Origin of the sequence: Runella sp. SP2, assembly GCF_003711225.1 — a bacterium.
GTDB lineage: Bacteria > Bacteroidota > Bacteroidia > Cytophagales > Spirosomataceae > Runella.
On record NZ_CP031030.1, the window covers coordinates 1,945,307 to 1,964,571 of the forward strand.

Annotated in this window: 12 protein-coding genes and 1 riboswitch; of the genes, 7 read left to right on the forward strand and 5 right to left on the reverse strand. The window is 45.3% G+C overall.

Going from position 1 to position 19,265, the window contains the following annotated elements; all coding sequences use genetic code 11:
• Window positions 1-256 precede the first annotated feature (256 nt).
• Both DTQ70_RS08240 and metE read right to left on the reverse strand, forming a co-directional pair.
• The gene (locus DTQ70_RS08240; RefSeq protein ID WP_122930369.1) at window positions 257-832 is read right to left on the reverse strand and encodes a PAS domain-containing protein; all 576 of its coding nucleotides are present in this window, start codon (window positions 830-832) and stop codon (window positions 257-259) included.
• A complete protein-coding gene (gene metE / locus DTQ70_RS08245; protein WP_122930370.1) occupies window positions 829-3,138 on the reverse strand; it encodes a 5-methyltetrahydropteroyltriglutamate--homocysteine S-methyltransferase in 2,310 nt (769 codons plus the stop codon). The genes DTQ70_RS08240 and metE overlap by 4 nt, the downstream gene beginning before the upstream one ends.
• Before the next feature lie 94 nt (window positions 3,139-3,232).
• Window positions 3,233-3,374, reverse strand: a riboswitch (cobalamin riboswitch).
• A gap of 273 nt (window positions 3,375-3,647) precedes the next feature.
• Between metE and DTQ70_RS08250 the strand changes: the two genes are divergently transcribed.
• Window positions 3,648-4,730: a Gfo/Idh/MocA family protein gene (locus tag DTQ70_RS08250; protein ID WP_122930371.1), complete on the forward strand. Its 1,083-nt coding sequence runs from the start codon at window positions 3,648-3,650 to the stop codon at window positions 4,728-4,730.
• Between the two features lie 186 nt (window positions 4,731-4,916).
• Here DTQ70_RS08250 and DTQ70_RS08255 read toward each other — a convergent pair whose 3' ends face one another.
• Complete coding sequence (locus DTQ70_RS08255; RefSeq protein ID WP_122930372.1) at window positions 4,917-7,829, reverse strand: PVC-type heme-binding CxxCH protein; 2,913 nt, start codon at window positions 7,827-7,829, stop codon at window positions 4,917-4,919.
• Window positions 7,830-8,581: 752 nt separating this feature from the next.
• Between DTQ70_RS08255 and DTQ70_RS08270 the strand changes: the two genes are divergently transcribed.
• The 4 genes from DTQ70_RS08270 to DTQ70_RS08285 all read left to right on the forward strand — a co-directional run bounded on the left by DTQ70_RS08270 (window position 8,582) and on the right by DTQ70_RS08285 (window position 13,196).
• Complete coding sequence (locus tag DTQ70_RS08270; RefSeq protein WP_122930375.1) at window positions 8,582-9,082, forward strand: peptide deformylase; 501 nt, start codon at window positions 8,582-8,584, stop codon at window positions 9,080-9,082.
• A 97-nt stretch (window positions 9,083-9,179) separates the two neighbouring features.
• Window positions 9,180-9,443, forward strand: coding sequence for an MbcA/ParS/Xre antitoxin family protein (locus DTQ70_RS08275; RefSeq protein WP_164489923.1), 264 nt, complete (start codon window positions 9,180-9,182; stop codon window positions 9,441-9,443).
• Window positions 9,444-9,497: 54 nt separating this feature from the next.
• A complete protein-coding gene (locus DTQ70_RS08280; RefSeq protein WP_122930377.1) occupies window positions 9,498-10,709 on the forward strand; it encodes a M20/M25/M40 family metallo-hydrolase in 1,212 nt (403 codons plus the stop codon).
• A 156-nt stretch (window positions 10,710-10,865) separates the two neighbouring features.
• A complete protein-coding gene (locus DTQ70_RS08285) occupies window positions 10,866-13,196 on the forward strand; it encodes an RND family transporter (protein ID WP_122930378.1) in 2,331 nt (776 codons plus the stop codon).
• A gap of 46 nt (window positions 13,197-13,242) precedes the next feature.
• Here DTQ70_RS08285 and DTQ70_RS08290 read toward each other — a convergent pair whose 3' ends face one another.
• On the reverse strand, window positions 13,243-14,601 hold the full coding sequence (locus DTQ70_RS08290; protein WP_122930379.1) for a M24 family metallopeptidase: 1,359 nt from the start codon (window positions 14,599-14,601) through the stop codon (window positions 13,243-13,245).
• A 111-nt stretch (window positions 14,602-14,712) separates the two neighbouring features.
• Between DTQ70_RS08290 and DTQ70_RS08295 the strand changes: the two genes are divergently transcribed.
• Window positions 14,713-15,267: a GNAT family N-acetyltransferase gene (locus DTQ70_RS08295; protein ID WP_122930380.1), complete on the forward strand. Its 555-nt coding sequence runs from the start codon at window positions 14,713-14,715 to the stop codon at window positions 15,265-15,267.
• Here DTQ70_RS08295 and DTQ70_RS08300 read toward each other — a convergent pair.
• Window positions 15,264-16,181: a sugar phosphate isomerase/epimerase gene (locus tag DTQ70_RS08300; RefSeq protein WP_122930381.1), complete on the reverse strand. Its 918-nt coding sequence runs from the start codon at window positions 16,179-16,181 to the stop codon at window positions 15,264-15,266. The genes DTQ70_RS08295 and DTQ70_RS08300 overlap by 4 nt on opposite strands.
• A gap of 192 nt (window positions 16,182-16,373) precedes the next feature.
• Here DTQ70_RS08300 and DTQ70_RS08305 point away from each other — a divergent pair, with 192 nt between their 5' ends.
• Window positions 16,374-19,202: a TonB-dependent receptor gene (locus DTQ70_RS08305; RefSeq protein WP_122930382.1), complete on the forward strand. Its 2,829-nt coding sequence runs from the start codon at window positions 16,374-16,376 to the stop codon at window positions 19,200-19,202.
• Window positions 19,203-19,265 lie beyond the last annotated feature (63 nt).

Below are 19,265 nucleotides of genomic sequence, written 5' to 3' on the forward strand. Positions count from 1 at the left end.
AAATAGTTTAATAAAACACACTCAATAATTCTTTTCATTTAACCATCCATTTATGTTCAAAAGTCTTGCTCCCTTTTTTGTTATTGTTGTTTTATTGGTCGGTTGTAAGTCCAAAACCGAGCCGATGGCACCATCAGCGACCCAGGAAATCTATTTTTGGGCAGTCCCGTTTCCAAGTCCACTTGGAAGGTAGTAGGTGGGGATGTTGACGATTCAATGCACTATTTTAATGCGTAAAAACTAACAAAATATCTTATTACTCAACTTCTTTCTCAATCGCCATAAAATGCGTCAAAAGACCGTCAGTGTTATGGATTGGACGAATGGTTACTTGGCACCAATAGGCTTCCCCATTTTTACGGTAGTTGAGAAGTTTGGTCGCTACTTGCTCGACATTTGATAGCTTTTCTCGTATCAAGTTCAGTGATTTTGTACTTGTTTTTTCTCCCTGTAAAAAAGTAGGCCTCAGTCCGATGACCTCGTTTTTGGGGTAATGGGTCATTGTTTCAAATTGCTTACTTACCCATACTATTTCTTGAGATAAATTGGTGATTACTAGGATATAATTATTTCGTAAGAGTTGTTTTGTTTCTAATTCTAAATCCCATTGAAATCTTTCAGAAAGGGTCGAGATGGATTTATAATCTTCACCTACTTCGATTTGCTTTTGTAACAACGGATGGGCAAAATCCCAGCTTAATAGTGGGACAAGTGAGGAAAGTTTGTGAATTGATTTTGAAGGTGGAAAATGAAACATAATTTTTATCTTTTGTTGTACTACCCTACGTTTAGGTAAAATGTTTAAACCTAAACGTAGGTATTTTTGTTTCACACCTCTTCAACAATGGCTTTTCTAACTTGGCCAGCCGCTTGTACCATATTTTTGAGCGCCTTCTCAGTCTCTGGCCAACGGCGCGTTTTTAAACCACAGTCTGGATTGACCCAAAGGTGCTCAGCGGGGAGTACGGCCAATGCTTTTTCTAACAACTGCACCATTTCATCGACGCTGGGCACGCGAGGACTGTGAATGTCATACACGCCTGGGCCAATTTCGTTGGGATAGTTGAAGGTATGAAATGCGTCCAACAACTCCATTTGTGAACGGGAGGTTTCAATTGTAATGACGTCTGCATCCATCTCCGCAATGGATTCTATGATGTCATTAAACTCCGAATAACACATGTGGGTATGGATTTGGGTCTGGTCTGCCACTGCAGAGGACGCCACCCGAAAGGCTTTGACAGAATTGTCAAGATAGGCTTGTCGGTCGCTTTTGCGTAACGGAAGTCCTTCACGCAGCGCTGCTTCGTCGATTTGGATGATTCGGATACCTGCTTTTTCCAAATCCAACACTTCATCACGAATGGCCAAAGCGAGCTGAAACATTGTTTCACTTCGGGCTTGGTCGTCCCGTACAAACGACCATTGCAAAATCGTAATCGGCCCCGTCAACATACCTTTCACTGGTTTTGAGGTTAGCGATTGGGCGTAGGTAGCCCATTGTACGGTCATGGGGTGTGGGCGTTCAATGTCGCCATAGATAATTGGTGGTTTCACACAACGCGAACCGTAGCTTTGCACCCAACCATTCTGCGTAAAAGCATATCCTTTCAGCAGTTCGCCGAAATATTCCACCATGTCGTTACGCTCAAATTCGCCGTGAACCAACACATCCAAACCAATTTCTTCCTGCCATTTTATGGCCTCCTCGGTGTTTTTTTCGATGATTTCCTCGTAGTGTTGGGGGGAAATCTCGCCGCTTTTGTAGCGAGCGCGAAGCTGGCGAATGGCGTCTGTTTGGGGGAATGAACCGATGGTCGTTGTGGGGAAGATGGGCAACTGCAACAACGCTTTTTGAAGATGTTGACGGGTTGAGAACGGACTTTTACGCTGGGTATCGGCCTCGCTGAGCGCATCAACGCGTTGTTTTACGTGCGGTTTGTGAATCAATGACGACGTACGCCGACTTTCGATGTCTGCTTTATTTTGCGCCCATTTTTCATTGTTTCCTTGGGTGGCGATGAGATGTAAGTCGTTGATTTCTTGGAGCTTTTGTTTGGCAAAAGCCATCCATTGCTTTATCTCAGAAGGAAGTCTGGTTTCGTCTTTTTCCAACTCCAAATCGCAGGGCGTATGCAACAAAGAGCAAGAGGGCGCAATCATTACCCTTGCCTCTCCTAACTTATCAATGGCTTTTTGGATGAAAGTGAGAGAACGGGTATAGTCGTTTTTCCAAACGTTACGTCCGTCAACTATACCAAGTGACAACGACATAGGTTCGTGGATGGCTGTTAATAGGTTGTCAAATTGGCTCGGAAAACGTACCAAATCGACGTGTAAAGTACAGACTGGCAGGAGAGAGGCGACCAGTAGGTTATCACGTAAGCCATCAAAGTAAGTAGCCAGCATGATTTTCAGTTGGGGGAAACGGGTACGAATCGTGCCGTAGGCTGTTCGGAGGGCGTCTTTTTCTTTGTAAGTTAAATCAAGTGCAAGGCAGGGTTCATCGAATTGAATCCACACGGCGCCTTGTTGGGTCAGTCGCTCAATGATGTCGTAATAGACTGAAAGTAAGCGAGGTAATAACTCTAATCGGTGAAAATCGGCTTCTTTTTCTTTGCCCAAAAGCAAGTAAGAAACTGGGCCTAAAAGCACGGGTTTCGTCAAAATCCCTGCCGACTTGGCTTCGTCAAACTCATTGAAAACTTTGTCCGAAGAAAGGCTAAACGTCTGATTTTTGGTGAACTCAGGTACTAAGTAATGGTAGTTGGTATCGTACCATTTGGTCATTTCTAGGGCTTTAATGTCAAGTCCATCTTTTTGGTAGCCCCGAGCCATGGCAAAATAGACATCGAGGGAATTGTTTTGAGGATTGGCATTTAAGATTTCTTGGAAGCGAGCAGGAATCGCACCCACGGTTAGGCTGAGGTCGAGCACGTGGTCGTACAAAGAAAAATCGTTGGACGGAATGAGGTCAATGCCTGCTTGTTGTTGCAGCTGCCAGTTGTGAAGGCGGATTTGGCGGCCTGTTTCTAGCAGTTCGGTTTGTGAGATTTTGCCCGCCCAGTAGGCTTCACAGGCTTTTTTTAGCTCGCGGCGACTGCCAATGCGAGGATACCCAAGGTTGTTTTTGAGCATAAGAGTAAAAGGAGTTGAATGAAACAAAAAAGTTGAAAAACTTATTTGCTCTTTCCTTACCCACTGCCTGACGTCGGCTTCGACTCGTGAAAGCCTCCGTCAATTCGTTTTTGGCAAGTGTCTCGACTTATCGTTTTGGGCGATTTACGGTTGCACGTCAGTTCGTGAATTTCACACGATTCCTTTTTAATTCAGCAAAAACAAACTCCGCTGAAACCAAAAACGGCAATTGATTGAAAGAACTTCTGCAAAGGTAAATGGTGGAAAAGTTTATAACACAAAATGTTTGTTTTCGTTTGTAATTTAAGAAATAATTTTACTTTTTAAGGTATTTTAATAGATGTTTTGTTTAATATTATAAGTTTTGATAGATAAAATGTTTTATCATTCTAAGTCTCTGAATTTTCACAAAACAGACATATATGCACAGCCCATTTGGTGCAAATGTTAGTATGTAAGAATGAATAGTGTACTTTTACAGTCAAAACCATTTCCTACAATTATTACCTATGTCAACATCCCCCAAACCAGTGCGCGTCCTTGTCGTTGGATGCGGAAACATGGGCGCTTCTCACGCCACAGCCTATCATAATTTTGAAGGTTTCGAAATTTGTGGTATTGTCTCAACGGGAAAAAGTAAAGAAGTTCTAAACGAAAAATTAGGGGGCGGATATGCTTTGTATTCCGATTATGCCGAAGCCCTCCAAGCAACGCAACCTGATGCCGTTTGTATCTCCACCTACCCCGACACGCACGAAGCGTTTGCGGTTATGGCCTTTGAGCACGGCTGTCACGTATTTATTGAAAAACCAGTGGCTGATACTGTCGAAGGCGCAAAGCGCGTGGTAGAAGCGGCCGTCAAAGCCAATAAAAAATTGGTGGTTGGGTATATTTTGCGCCATCATCCGTCGTGGGAAAAGTTTGTGGAATTGGCGCAAACGCTTGGTAAGCCATTGGTAATGAGGATGAACCTCAACCAGCAAAGCCACGGCTATATGTGGGACGTACACCGCAATTTGATGAAAAGCCTTAGCCCGATTGTGGACTGTGGCGTGCATTACATCGACGTAATGTGTCAAATGACCCGTTCAAAACCAGTGTGGGTGTCGGCCATTGGCGCTCGCTTGACCGAAGATATTCCTGCGGGAAATTACAATTACGGACAACTCCAAATTCGTTTTGAGGATGGCTCAGTGGGTTGGTACGAAGCAGGCTGGGGCCCAATGATGAGCGAAACGGCATTTTTTGTAAAAGACGTAGTAGGCCCTAAAGGCTGCGTGTCGATTGTGGCAAAAGATGCAGGAGGTGCGGGTAAATCGGACAACGTAGATGCCCATACCAAAACTGAATCGTTGCGTTATCACCATGCCGATATTGACGAAAACAACGCATTTACAAAACCTGATGAGTGGATTAACTTGACCGACGAGCCAGACCACCAAGAGCTTTGCAACCGTGAACAAGCCTATTTCTTAAAAGCAATCGTAGAAGACGTTGACTTAACCGACCACATGGCGGACGCCGTAAACAGCCTTCAAATCGCGTTTGCGTGCGACGAATCAGTGCGTACGGGCGAAGTCGTTCGTTTATAATATTATTGCCTACAGTAAAGGGCAGAAGGAACTCATTCGCCCTTTACTGTAGTTTTTATTGCCCCCTTGCCCCTTGCCCCTTGCCCCTTGCCCCTTGCCCCTTGCCCCTTGCCCCTTGCCCCTTGCCCCTTGCCCCTTGCCCCTTGCCCCTTGCCCATTGCCGTGCGACGGTCCGACCCTTGCCCCTTATTTAGGCAACCCCAGCAGATACCCTGCCAAATCCGACAAATCTTTTTCTTTTAGCCCCAATGACGATGGTTCAGGCATCAAACTATTTTTAAGTTGTTGGCGCGAAGCAATTTGTGACGCTTTGATGGCCGAGGTTTTTCCCGCAACATCTCTAAGGAGCACATTAGCTCCGTCGCCTACTACAAAGCCGTAGTAGGTATTTTTGTCTTTGGTTTGAATAATCCACGGTTCGTAGCCAAAGGCCAAACTAGCGCTTGGATTGATGATGGCGTCTAGCAACCCTTCTTTGTCAAATTTTTTCCCAATCAAGGTTAAATCAGGGCCAATCTCTTTCCCATCTTGCTGAAAGCGGTGACACGAGGTGCAGTGCGTTTGAAAAATCTGTTTGCCTTTACCAAGGTCGGCGGGAAAGCTTGCGGCTAAGCTTACCGACAGTCCTTTTCCGCTTGGACGTGGAAAATAATCGCCCGCCATCATCCGAATACTGCGGTCGGGGTTGTTGAAAATGGTTTGAGCAATGAGCGGCCGTAACTCTTTCGGAATTTTGTTTTCACTGGCGGCGGCGAGCAACAATTGTCCCCCAAATACATCCCCCGCAAGCGTTTTGGCCGCTTCTTCGCGTTTGGCGATGGGCGCGTTGGTATCGGTCATGACGTCTTTCCAAGCCAACATCTGTTTTTGAGCGGGACTGAGTTGCGTAGCGGCCGCTTCCTTCCAATCAAGCAACGACTGCCAATCGTTGGTTTTGCGGAAATTGACCCAATAAAACGCCTGTTCAGCCACGTCTTTCAAGGTACTTTTTGTCAAATCAAGCATGGCAATTGCCGCCGATTTGTCTTTGATAAAAGCAATAGCGGTGATGGCTCGTTTGCGCTCTTCGGCAGAGAGATTGGGAGCGGATGCTCGTGTTTTTAAATCAGCCAATGCGGTTTTTGGATGAAGCCGCCAAGCCATCCAGGCCTGTTGGTGCGTCCATTTGGCGGCATTTTGAGGCCATTGAGGGCGGGATTTTTGGAAATAACTCTCTTCTTTTCCGTCCAAAGCAGTTCCTAAGGCTTCTAAATAATAACGGTCTTTTCCATCAAAAGCAGCTTCGAGCGGCGAAATCAGATTTGCCATAGCAGTATAAGGAACATCTCGCAACGAAATGGCAATTTCGCGGTATAGTGGGAGGGAAGCCACTTTGAGCGCCTTTTGGCATAAAGCCACTTGTTGGGCTATTTCTTGGGGCGAACTTGAAGGCGTAATGTCGTGCTTCAACGCCCGAAAAGCGGCAGTTTGCAGCCGAGTGTCAGTACTTTGAAGCAGAAGTTGTTCCACTTCGGTTTTTCCAGCTGCCCCCAATTGGGCCAACAACCACACAGCGCGCGCTTGGACAAATGGATTAGCGTCGGCCAGTAAGGCTTTGACGGCGGGAATTACTGTTTCGCCTTGGGCTTGTAACGCCACAAAACCTAAGTTGCGAACATTAATGGCGGGGTTTTTAAGAGCTTCGATTTGTCCCTTGACCGAGCTGAGGTCGAAGGTAGGCGTACTTAGTTTTTTGCCTTTAGGCGTGATTCGGTAAATCCGTCCGTAGCCTTTTTTATCGTGCATTTGGTGGCCACCTACCACAGGGTCGTACCAATCGGCGACGTAAATAGCGCCGTCTGGGCCCGTGGCGGCATCGCTCGGGCGGAACCATTTCCGTTTGTCTTTGCCTGTTTCGTGCCAAATGTAGTGTTCTTCAACTTTGGAAAAGCTACTGATAAAATCGACCCGTTGAGAAAAGTCAAAACCAGCCCCTTTGGCTTTAGGCCAATACGCCCACACCACATTTCGCCCTGCTTCGCAACTGAGAACAGTGCCACGGTATTTTTCTCCCAGTGCGTCACCTTCGTACACGAGCATACCCGTGGGAGAGCCTGCGCCCGTGTTGTCACCTGCGAGCAAAACGCCTGGGTCTTCTTGGTGCCAGTGGGTAGTAAACATGTCTTGGTTGGGGCGGCGGTCGGCTTGCCAAGTACGCGTTCCGTCGGCACTAAAATAGCCCGCGTTAGAGCCTTCCATCACCCAACTCGTGCGGCAGGTAACCACTTGGTCGTCGTTATCATTTTGCCAATAATCACCGTAGCTGTCGATGGCTATTTCGTAGCTATTCCTAAAATTGTGCGCCATTACTTTGAGACCCGTTCCATCGGCGTTCATCCGCAACGACAGGCCACCCACCCAAATACGCCCATCGTCGCTTTTTTGATTGCCTTGATTTTCTTTGTTGTAAGGCGTTCCTCCCGTGTAAATGCTTCCCGAACGCAGCGTCCAACCACTTTTATCTTTGACATTGTGCGGCCCTGCATTTCCTGTGTTAAAATGCCATCTTCCGTCGGGGCCAGCCGTGAGCGAATGCAGCGAGTGGTCATGGTCGAGGCCGCCAAAACCCGTCAGAAAAATCTCTTTTTTGTCGGGAAGGTCGTCGCCATTTTCGTCGGTATAAATAATGATATTGGGAGCGCAACTTACCACCACTTTGTTGCCAATGACCCCAATGCCCAGTGGTGCTACCAAGTCTTTGTCTTGGACAAACACCTTCGATTTGTCGGCCTTCCCGTCGCCGTCAGTGTCTTCCAAAATCATGACTCGGTCGCCTTCGTTGAAGGTGAGTTTTTGGTCGGGTTTGTTGTTGAAATTGCGGTAGTTGACGGCCTCCGTAATCCAAACTCTCCCTTTTGCGTCAATGTCCATGTTGGTAGGGTTGTAAAACAGGGGAGCTTCCGCCCAAAGCGTGGCTTCAAGGTCGTCGGGAACATAGACACGGTTGGAATCAGCAGCGCCTTCTGCTTGGTATTCGTTTTGGAGGGTGTCCGTTCCTGTGAAAGAAAAAACCGAAACAAAACCCAGTAATAGTATGAGTTTTATTGCTGTATTTTGCATTGCTGGTTGGGGTTTTAGGTGCGAATGAATGCTTGTGAAATAAAGTCTCAAAAAGGTCTAAGATACTTGCTACTTATTATAAAGAGTTTGTGAGTGGCGTCAGATTTGAGAATCTGACGTTGGAGGTTTCTCAAAACCTCGTTTTCAAGGGTTTTGAGAAACCCGAGTTGGTTGGTTTTGAGAAACCAACGGTACATCATGAGTGGCGTCAGATTCTCAAATCTGACGTTAGAGGTTTCTCAAAACCTCGTTTTCAAGGGTTTTGAGAGACCTGAGTCGGTTGGTTTTGAGAAACCAACCGCACATCACGAGAAACCAACGGCACCTCACGAGTGGCGTCAGATTCTCAAATCTGACGTTAGAGGTTTCTCAAAACCTTGTTTGTAAGGGTTTTAAGAAACCCGAGTCGGTTGGTTTTGAGAAACCAACCGCACATCATGAGAAACCAACGGCATCTCACGAGTGGCGTCAGATTTGAGAATCTGACGTTGGAGGTTTCTCAAAACCTCGTTTTCAAGGGTTTTAAGAGACCCGAGTTGGTTGGTTTTGAGAAACCAACCGCACATCACGAGTGGCGTCAGATTCTCAAATCTGACGTTGGAGGTTTCTCAAAACCTCGTTTTCAAGGTTTTTGAGAAACCCGAGTCGGTTGGTTTTGAGAAACCAACGGCACATCACGAGAAACCAACCGCACAAAACCAAACACACATAAAGATTTTGATTTACAACGGTGCTTAGACACGAAGAAAAAGATGAAAACATTAGCCGATTTACTTTTACTGGGCGACCCGCGATTGTACGAGGTATGTGCCCCTGTTTTACCCGAAGAACACGACGAGTTGCTGGGCTGGGTGGCCGACCTCCACAATGTAATGCAAGAAGTACGCACAAAATATGGCTTTGGACGAGCCATTGCCGCACCGCAGTTAGGGATTATGAAACGGTTGATTTACATGAACATCGACCGCCCAGTGGTGTTTATTAATCCAGAACTGGTGAATTTGAGCGATGAAACCTTTGAGCTGTGGGACGACTGCATGAGCTTTCCTAATTTGTTGGTAAAAGTAAAGCGCCATAAGTCGTTGACCATAAAATATTTCGATGAACACTGGCAGCCGCAAGAATGGCCGATGGAAGATGCTTTGTCAGAACTTTTGCAACACGAATTCGACCATCTTGATGGCGTTTTGTGCACGATGAGGGCGATTGATGCACAGTCGTTTCGTTGGAGACCTACGCCACCGAAGCAATAGGCTTTGTAAATTCGTAGGTAAGAACTTATAATTAAAACATTTTTCACAGGGTTGTTATGTAAAATAGTCATTATTTTTACGCCAAATGCCATGTACGATGTTTGAGGTAAATAATTGGGGCCAACTTGAAGTCATTTCTGTGCCAATAGGAAAAGATGTCGAGGAATATTCTCTTCAACTTGCGGTTTTACGTAAATGTGGGGAGGATGTTTTTGGAGAATTGCCGCAGTTTATTGGGTGGATGAATCACCCAAACCATATTTTAAGTGGTAAAAAACCCATAGAATTGCTTGAAACGCCTTATGGTCTTGAGTGGATTCATGGCGAACTAACCCGTATTGCACACGGTATATTGGCCTAGACTAAACTTGTTGAAGATGCAAACTCTAAACTATTCACTCATCACATTTCTCTAATGAAAAAAATACTATTAGTAGCTTGCTTGGCAGCGAGTTCATTGTACGCCCAGAAGTCAGATATTTCTGCCAAAAACGTCCAAAAACACATTTCATACTTAGCATCTGACGAGCTTAAAGGCCGTGGAACGGGAACGAAAGAGGAAAAAATGTCGGCCGATTATATTGCGAAATATTTCAAAGAAATAGGACTTCAACCCAAGGGTACCAATGGCTATGAACAGCCTTTTAAGGCAAACCTTGACACAGTACATGTGTTGGACGCCCGCAACGTAGTTGGTTTTTTGGACAATGGCGCTGACCGTACCATTGTCATCGGAGCGCACTATGACCACCTCGGCGAAGGTTATCAGCGGGGTTCGTTGATTCCTGACAGTAAGGGGAAAATCCACAATGGTGCCGACGACAACGCGTCGGGTGTAGCGGGGGTGCTGGAATTAGCGCGACATTTTGCCAAAAACAAAGTCAAAGAAAAACACAACTTCCTGTTCATTTGCTTTTCGGCGGAGGAACTAGGTTTATTAGGTTCAAAATACTACGCTAACAACCCTACCATCGACCTATCTACGGTCAATTTGATGCTCAATTTTGACATGATTGGTCGTTTTGACGCCAATAAAGCAATTACTGTGGGAGGTTGGGGAACGAGCCCTACTTGGGGACAAGTGATACCACCCGTGTTGGAACGTGATAAAATGGCGTTTAAAATTGACTCCGCAGGCGCTGGTGCTTCCGACCACACGTCGTTTTATGTAAAGAAAATTCCTGTTTTGTTCTTCTTTACTGGAGTTCACGGCGATTACCACAAGCCAAGCGACGACATTGAGTTGATTAACTTTGAAGGCGAAGCTAAAATTCTGAATTCAGTGGTCGGTATTGTAAATGCCGTTGATAAACTTCCTAATCGCCTAGAATACCGCGAAACGGCCATGCCAATGGCCCGCAACATGAGCTTCAAAGTGACGATGGGGCTGTTGCTCGATTATTCGTTTAACGGGCCTGGCATCAAGGTGGACGGGGTTTCTAAAAATCGCCCAGGAGAAGTGGCGGGTATCAAAGGCGGAGATTTGATTTTACGTTTGGATAAATATACCCTTAATACCATTTACGATTATATGGGTGCGTTGGGTAAATTTGAAAAAGGCCAAACCGTAGAAGCAGAAGTGCAGCGAGGGGCTGATAAATTGACGTTGCCCGTTACTTTTAAGTAATAAACGAGCTTGTAAATGCGAAACGCCTCGATGAAAATCGGGGCATTTTTATTTTCTGTTGACCTTGATAATGGACAATAAACTTTACTTTTTTAGGCTGAATCACGGGAAGGCTGAGTATCTTTGCGACTTTCCTAAAACAAAGCACCATTGCGTATGTGGAATAATATTGCTCAAAATATCATCAAATATCGGTTTATTTGGTTGGCCGTCATACTGGTTTCAACGGTCTTTATGGGGTACGAAGGGAGTAAAATTGAGCTTTCGTATAAGTTTGCGCGTATCCTCCCATCTGACGACCCTACCGAAAAAGAATACCAATATTTTCGACAACTTTTTGGGGAAGATGGTGCGATAATGGTCATTGGTTGGCAAGATGAAAACTTGTTTGAAGTCAATAAATTTCGCGATTGGGAGGCGTTGGCCCAAAAAATCAAATCAACAGATGGTATAAAAAATGTGCTTTCGTTGGGGAGTGTTTATAAGGTGGTACGAAACGACAGTGCCAGCCGCTTCGACATTCTTCCCGCCATGAAACAGCTCCCAACAACCCAAGCGGAGGCGGATACTTTGAAGAAGCAAATTCAAAATTTGCCGTTTTATGATGGGTTGGTGTGGAATTCAAAAACGAATTCGACCCTTATCTTAGTAACCTTCAACGAAGCCTCGCTAAACTCAAAGCGCCGATTGTCGATTGTGGAGGATGTTGCTAAGTTCTCAAACGAATTTGCCGTTAAGCACAATACCGAGCTTCATTTTTCGGGTATGCCCTTCATCCGAACAACGATGATGAAGAAGATTTCGAGCGAAATGACGCTGTTTATGATTTTGGCCGTAGTAGTGACTGCCTTTATTTTATGGGTTTTCTTCCGCTCTTTCCGCCTTACCCTTCTTTCCATCGTCGTCGTGCTCATCGGGGTTGTGTTTTCAATTGGTACTTTGCAGCTCTTTGAGTACAAGATTACGGCCCTCACGGGGCTGATTCCGCCGTTGTTAATTGTGATTGGCGTGCCGAACTGTATTTTCTTAATCAATAAATACCAACAAGAACTCAAAACGCACGGCAATAAAGACGAAGCGATTGCCGAAATGGTAAAACAAATCGGGCTGTCGATTTTGCTGGCTAACGTTACCACAGCCATCGGTTTTGGGGTATTTTATTTTACCAATAGTGCCTTGTTGGTAGAGTTTGGGGTGGTTGCAGCTATCTGTGTGATGGTCACGTATGTGCTTTGTTTGGTGTTGTTGCCCATCACGTTACACTATATGGATATTCCAAAAGCACGTCATTTACGTCATTTGGACGGAAAATGGGCGGTAGGAATCCTGACAAAAGTAGATTATTTGGTACACAACAAACGCCGCGCGATTTACCTTGTGATGGTGGCTATGATTTTGGTTTCTGCTTATGGAATGACCAAAATCAAGGCCATTGGGTACGTGGTGGATGATTTGCCCAAAAACGATAAAATCTACGTGGATTTGCGTTTTTTTGAGAAAAACTTCAACGGCGTTCTGCCTTTTGAGGTGATGATTGATACCAAACAACCCAACGGTGTATTTGGAAATCAAGCCCGAACATTGTACAAAATCAAAGCACTTCAAAATGCGCTGGCCGATTATCCTGAGTTTTCAAAACCTGTTTCGGCGGTGGAAGCATCGCGCTTTTTGTACCAAGCGTATCGTGGTGGCGATGCCAAGTATTACGTTCTTCCTGGGGCAATGGAATTGTCGAAATTGTCAGATTTTGTGCAAGGGCAAGGCCAAAATGGAGCAGGCGCGAAGCAGTTGAATACGTTTTTGAACAAAGACCGTAGCATTACGCGGGTGAGTTTCCAAATGGCCGATGTAGGCTCAGAACGCATCAAAGAATTGTTAGCAGAAATTCGTCCGAAAGTTGATTCTATTTTTAGTCCCAAAGACTACAACGTAAGCCTAACGGGACATAGTTTGGTGTTTTTGAAAAGCAACGATTACTTGTTGGGTAATCTATACGAAAGTTTGCTTATTGCGATTGTTCTGATTGCTTTGGTGGGGATGATTCTCTTTCGTTCAGTTCCTATTATTTTGTTGTCAAAACTTCCCTGTTTGATTCCTCTGGCGCTGACGGCGGGTATTATGGGCTTTTTTGATATTTACTTTAAGCCTACCACGATTCTGATTTTTAGCATCACTTTTGGAATTGCCTCCGACGGTACGGTGTATTTTTTGACGCGTTATCGGCAGGAAATTTACAAAAACGGCCATGCGCCAACGGTGGCGATTACCAAAGCGATTTTTGGAACGGGCTTGAGTATGATTTATACGGCGGCCATTTTATTCTGTGGGTTTGCCATTTTTGCCGCGTCAAGTTTTGGCGGTACGGCGGCGATGGGGGTCATGGTTTCTATCACGCTCTTGGTAGCGATGTGTACCAATTTGATTCTATTGCCTGCCTTGTTGCTGTCGATTACCAATCGAATGAAAAAAGGGGAAAAACCTTCATAATTGCCAAAACGCAAAGGGGCTGCCAACAATGGCAGCCCCTTTGATTTTATTTGACGTTGGACACTTTTCGTGGAATGGTAAACATTTCCTTTTGCCGACCGTCCAAATAGCGGAAGCCGTTGGCGTTGTAGTAGCCATCTTCTTCCAACATAATTCGAATCGTTTTCTTCCATTCAGGAATTTCAACGGCCGCATTTAGCTCAATGGAATAGGCGGTATTTTGGAACAATGGATAATCGCCCGTGCCAGGTACTCCCTGTTGCTGATCCCACATCCCAATCGTAGGCCCCGCTGCGTGGCCGTGTACGCCAATCGGGTGAGAATAAATACTTCCCGTAATACCCTCTTTTTTCGCTTGTTCGAGCGATTCCAATAGCATTTTATTTCCCGTAGTGCCTACTTTAAAGCGCTCAGTAAGAATGTCTTGTAGGCGATTCCCTTGCACAAAAGCCTTCTTTAAGTACTCAGGAATATCGGTTTCGCCTGGACGAAGCACATAGGCGTGTTGTTGCTGGTCGGTATTTAGGCGTAAATACGTAATCCCAAAATCGCAGTGTAGCAGGTCGCCTGGCATGATGACTTGCTTGGAGGGGCGCTTTGAAAACGTACGTAAATGGTCAAAGCTTTCGGGGTCAAGGCGTTGAATGTCAACCGTCGGATGAAACCACGTTTCTAGTCCCAAATCCGTCACTTTTTGGCGCATCCACCAAACCACATCGTCGGTGGTGGTGATGCCTGGGTGAATAACTTTTTCCGAAAAAGCTTCTTCAATAATCTGGTGAGAAATACGACAGATAATCGGATAAATGGCCGCTTCTTTTTCGCTACGCGTTTCGAGCCAAGCCACAGCAAGGCGGTCGGCGGAGACAATTTTTGCTTTTTGTTTTTCCGATAAAGCCGTCATAAACTCTTTATGTTCGGTAAAAGTCAGTCCATCAGAATGGCCATAATCTTTGGAGAAATTTAAGGCAATTTTCTTCGGATTGCGGTCGTCAATCACCTTCGACAGAGCCAGCCATTGGTTTGGTTGTACATTGATGTCCCATTCGCCTTTGAGCAAATTTCCGACGTCGTAGCGAGCAATGGCTAATTTTTCGAGGGGTTTGTCACCACCTGCATCGTAAAAAACCATAATCGTACGCCGCCGCGCCGAGAGCCACGTACTGGGTAACATCGTTTTCATGACGGGATCTTCGTTGTACTCGCGCGAGATAATAATCCACATGTCAATTCCCTCTCGCCGCATCAATTGAGGCAATAGGTTGTTGAAGCGGTCTTCTAAAATTTCATCCACAACGCGGGCTCGTTCGCGCTCGGGCAGAATGGGGGTTTGGGAAAAAGATAAAAAAGTAACTAAGCAGAAAGCAATGGACAAAAAATGCCGAAGTAAAGGTCGTTTTAGCATAAGTGTTTAGGTTGGATGAATGTGTTTGTGACAAAGATACGGGGAATGTTTGGGTTGCTGAAAGCCTGTTGTTACTTTTACGGCCATTCTACTTTTTAACCCGTTAGCGACATGTCGGTGATTTTTACTTCTGCCCAAAACGACGAAGATTTGCGTAAAATTTTGGAACTTCAACGCCAGAACTTGTACAAAAATACCCCGTCAGAGTACCAACAAGACCAAGGTTTTACAACGGTCGAACATTCATTTGAGTCCATCAAAAAAATGAACGATGCCTTGCCCCAAATCATCGCCAAAGACGGCGACTTGTTGGTGGGCTATGCCTTGGTGATGCCCCGAACTTTCGGGCAACTCATTCCCGAATTGGTGCCGATGTTCGACATTATTTCGGGCTTGTCGTACGACGGAAAGCCGTTGAGTGAGCAACGTTATTACGTCATGGGGCAAATTTGCGTGGCTCAGTCGCACCGTGGACAAGGGATTTTTGATGGGCTGTATGCCGAACATAAACGCCAATTGTCGGGCGAATTTGACTTGTGCGTTACCGAAATTGCCGTACGAAATACGCGCTCGACGCGGGCGCACGAGCGCGTAGGTTTTCGGACGATACACACCCACGAAGACCACATCGACTTGTGGAACATTGTGGCGTGGGATTGGCGTTAGCCTTTCATGGCTTCGCGCAACATCGCAATGCTCTTGCGTACCCCCGATTCGGCGGGTTCTTTGCCTTCAAACTCAAGGGCCACGTAGCCTTTGTAGTTGGCTTGGCGAAGGATATTAAAAATACGTTTATAGTCTAAGTCGAGCGAGTACCACTCGCCGCCTCCGTAGTAGGTTTTGGCTTGTACAAAATTGGCGACGGGGGCTACTTTCTCTAATTTGGCGTAAGGGTCTTCCAAAAAATTACCCGTGTCCATCAACACCCCCAACCAAGGCGAATCAATCGCTTTCCGAATGCGCAACAATCCCTCTGGCGTAGAGGTAAGTCCCCAGTGATTTTCGAGTGCCAACATCACCCCACATTCGGCGGCTTTGGCGAGGCATTTTTCGATGCTATCAATGCACCATTTGAAGCCGTCGTCTTCGGTATAGCCTGGCAAGATGGGTTCTACGCCCCGCTTGGCCATGAGTTCGTCAAACGATTTGATGGTATTCCAACGCCCCGAATTAAGGCGAATCGACGGAATGCCCATTTTGTAGGCAAGCTCAATGCAGTGCAAGGTATGGTCGATGTTTTTCTGGCGCTCGGCGGCATCGGGCGAAACGAAACTTTGGTGAATCGACAAACAAATCAGGTCCACGCCGTTGACGAAAGCATGGCGTTTGAGTTTTTGGAGGTAGGCGTTATCCTCGCTGTCCATTTGGCGGTGTAAAATATCTACTCCTTCGATTTCGAGGCGAGCGGCTTCGTCAATCACCGTTTCGATGGGTACTTTGGGCGTTTTGAAATGCCAGTAGGAGTAAGAAGCAAGCCCTAGTTTGTAAGGGGCAACAGCCGCAGGGGTAGGCGTAGGCGTGGGGAGCGACAAGGCAGCGCCGCCCAAGGCAGTTTGTTGAAAAAAGTCGCGACGATTCATGAGGGAGAAAAGGGAGATGTAAAGATTTAGGTTACAAGTAAAGACAATATTTCTTAAAGCCCAAAAACCTCAAAATTTTATCGGTAAATAGCCCCCTTGTCGTCGGTGTTCTTGGGCGTTTCATCGCTTTTAACGCTTCTGGGACTAAACTTTCTGTTATTTCAACTATCCAATTGTGAAATAACATACACCATGACAAAAATACGTTACCTATTTGCCCTTCTTTTTCTATGTTCAGCTAGTTTGGCGGTAGCCCAAACGATTGAAGTAAAAGGCCGATTGATTGATGCCAATGACAAATCTGCGCTGATTGGCGCCAATGTACTTTTAATCAATACCGCTGATTCAACCTCACGGTTTGGAGTCGTTGCCGATACGTCTGGGCGGTTCTTATTCAAAAACATTCCCTCGGCGAGCTATCGGCTGGTGGCTTCGTATATTGGTTATATCTCGTACGACCAGCGCGTTAATTTCCGTCGGACTAGTCCCGATTTGGGCGAAATTGCTCTCAAACCTGATGCGCAGTTGTTGAAAGACGTCATTGTAAAAGGGGTAGCGGAGCGCGTTGAGCAAAAGGGCGATACCACCATTTATAATGCCAGTGCTTTTAAGGTCAACAAAGATGCCAATGCCCAAGATTTGTTGGAAAAAATGCCCAACATCACCATTGAAAACGGTCAAGTAAAAGCCCAGGGTGAAAATGTGCAAAGGGTAACCGTGGATGGTCGCGAGTTTTTTGGAGAAGATGCCACGTTGGCCTTAAAAAACCTTCCAGCCGAAGTAATTGATAAAATTCAGGTGTTTGACCGCCTCAGTGATCAAGCTCAGTTTACGGGTTTTGACGATGGCCAAACCTCCAAGACCATCAATATTGTAACACGGTCAGACCGTAATAATGGTCAGTTTGGGAAAGCTTACGCGGGCTATGGTACCGACAACCGCTACATGATAGGCGGAAGTACCAACTATTTTAAGAAGGACACCCGAATTTCGCTCATCGGGATGTCTAATAATATCAACCAACAAAACTTTGGAACCGAAGACTTGCTTGGCGTATTAGGTGGCTCAGGTGGGGGAGGCCAAGGTGGCGCTGGAAACCGTGGTGGTGGCGGCGGAAATCGCGGCGGCGGCGGTGGTGGTGGAAATTTTGGCGGCGGAAATGCGTCTGGTAATTTTTTGGCTGGACAACAAAATGGCATTACAACGACCAACGCAATTGGGTTGAACTACTCTGATAACTGGGGTAAAAAATGGAAAGTAACGGGTAGTTACTTTTTTAATAATGCTAAAAATGCCAATACAACGGATTTGGCACGTACTTTTTTTACAACCCAAGGCGCAGGGCAACTCTACGATGAGAATTATTATTCATCAAATAACAACTTTAACCACCGCGTAAATGCCCGTTTGGAATACACCATCAATAACAAAAACTCCGTCATCATTACACCTAGATTTAGCCTGCAAGACAATACTTCGTTTAGTAGTTTGTTAGGTGCTAACAGTATAAGTGGGAGAGCGTTAAACCAAACACAGACCAATCGCCAAAACCAAAATGACGGAAATAACTGGGGAAATACGATTTTGTGGCGTCACCGTTTTGGGAAAATTGGCCGTACAATTTCAGTAGGATTGACCACTTCGTCGAATGCCCGAGTGGGAGAATCTTCCTTGAAATCAACCAACCAATACTTTGGACGTATGACGGCCGATTCCTTGCAAATTACCGACCAGCAAACCGAAAGTAGAGGAAATGGGTACACGGTTTCAAGTAATATCTCTTTGACTGAAAATGTAGGACGTGGTGGACAACTACAATTGAATTACGTACCTTCTTATACCAAAAATTATTCGGTAAGAAATACCTATAATTACGATCAAGCGACGAGTGAATATAGCCTGCCTGATTTGAGATTGTCCAACGAGTTTGACAATACGTATATGACCAATCGCATTGGTGGAAGTTATCGTATGCGAATTAAGAAAACGATGGTGACGGCCGAACTAAATTACCAAAATGCTCAACTCGTAGGAAAACAAATATATCCTACCGAATTTGAGGTGAATCGTTCGTTCAATAACTTTTTGCCATCGGCGATGTTGATGTACCGAGGAAGCGAAGGGCAAAGCCTACGAATCAATTACCGTACTTCTACCAACGCACCTACTATCAACCAGCTTCAAAATGTGGTGGATAACTCCAATCCATTGTTGCTAAGAACGGGTAATCCTGATTTGAAGCAAGAGTATAATCACAATATGTCGGTTCGGTACGGAATCACAAAGGCTAAAACGGCCCGCAGCTTCTTCATCAATTTTAATGGTTCGTTTACCCAAAACAATATCAGTAACACGACGTTTATTGCCACCAAAGACACGGTAGTAGCAGGTTTTGCCCTTCGTACAGGTTCTCAGTTTACTCAGCCTATTAACGTCAATGGGAACTGGAATGTGCGTTCGTTTATCACGTATGGAATGCCGCTTACTTCGCTAAAAAGTAACTTAAATTTCAACATTGGAACAGGTTATACCCGTACCATAGGTTTGATTAACTTTGTGGAAAATATTGCAAATACCCAATCAATTACGGGAGGACTTGTTTTAAGTAGCAACATTAGCGAACAACTTGACTTTACTTTGTCGGTCAATGGTAACTACAATACCGTAAAAAACTCTCTCCAACCTGCGCTTGATGGGACATTCTATTTCCAAAATAGCAACTTCAAAATTAACTGGGAGACAAAAGGCGGTTTCTTCGTTAATACCAATATCAATAATACGTTTTACACGGGACTTGGACAGGATTTTAACCTTAACTTCACCCTCTGGAATGCGGCTGTAGGATATAAATTCTTGAAGAATCGAGCAGGAGAGTTGAAAATAAGTTCGTTTGACGTACTTCGCCAGAACAATAGTGTAAGCCGTAACATTACTTCCTCCTATATTGAAGATGTTAGGACGCAAGTTTTGCAGCGTTATTACATGATGACATTCACCTACACCTTGAGAAATTTTAGGTAAATCGTCCTTATTTTTTAATCTTATTTTAATGCCAAACCACAAACTTAATGTTTGTGGTTTGGC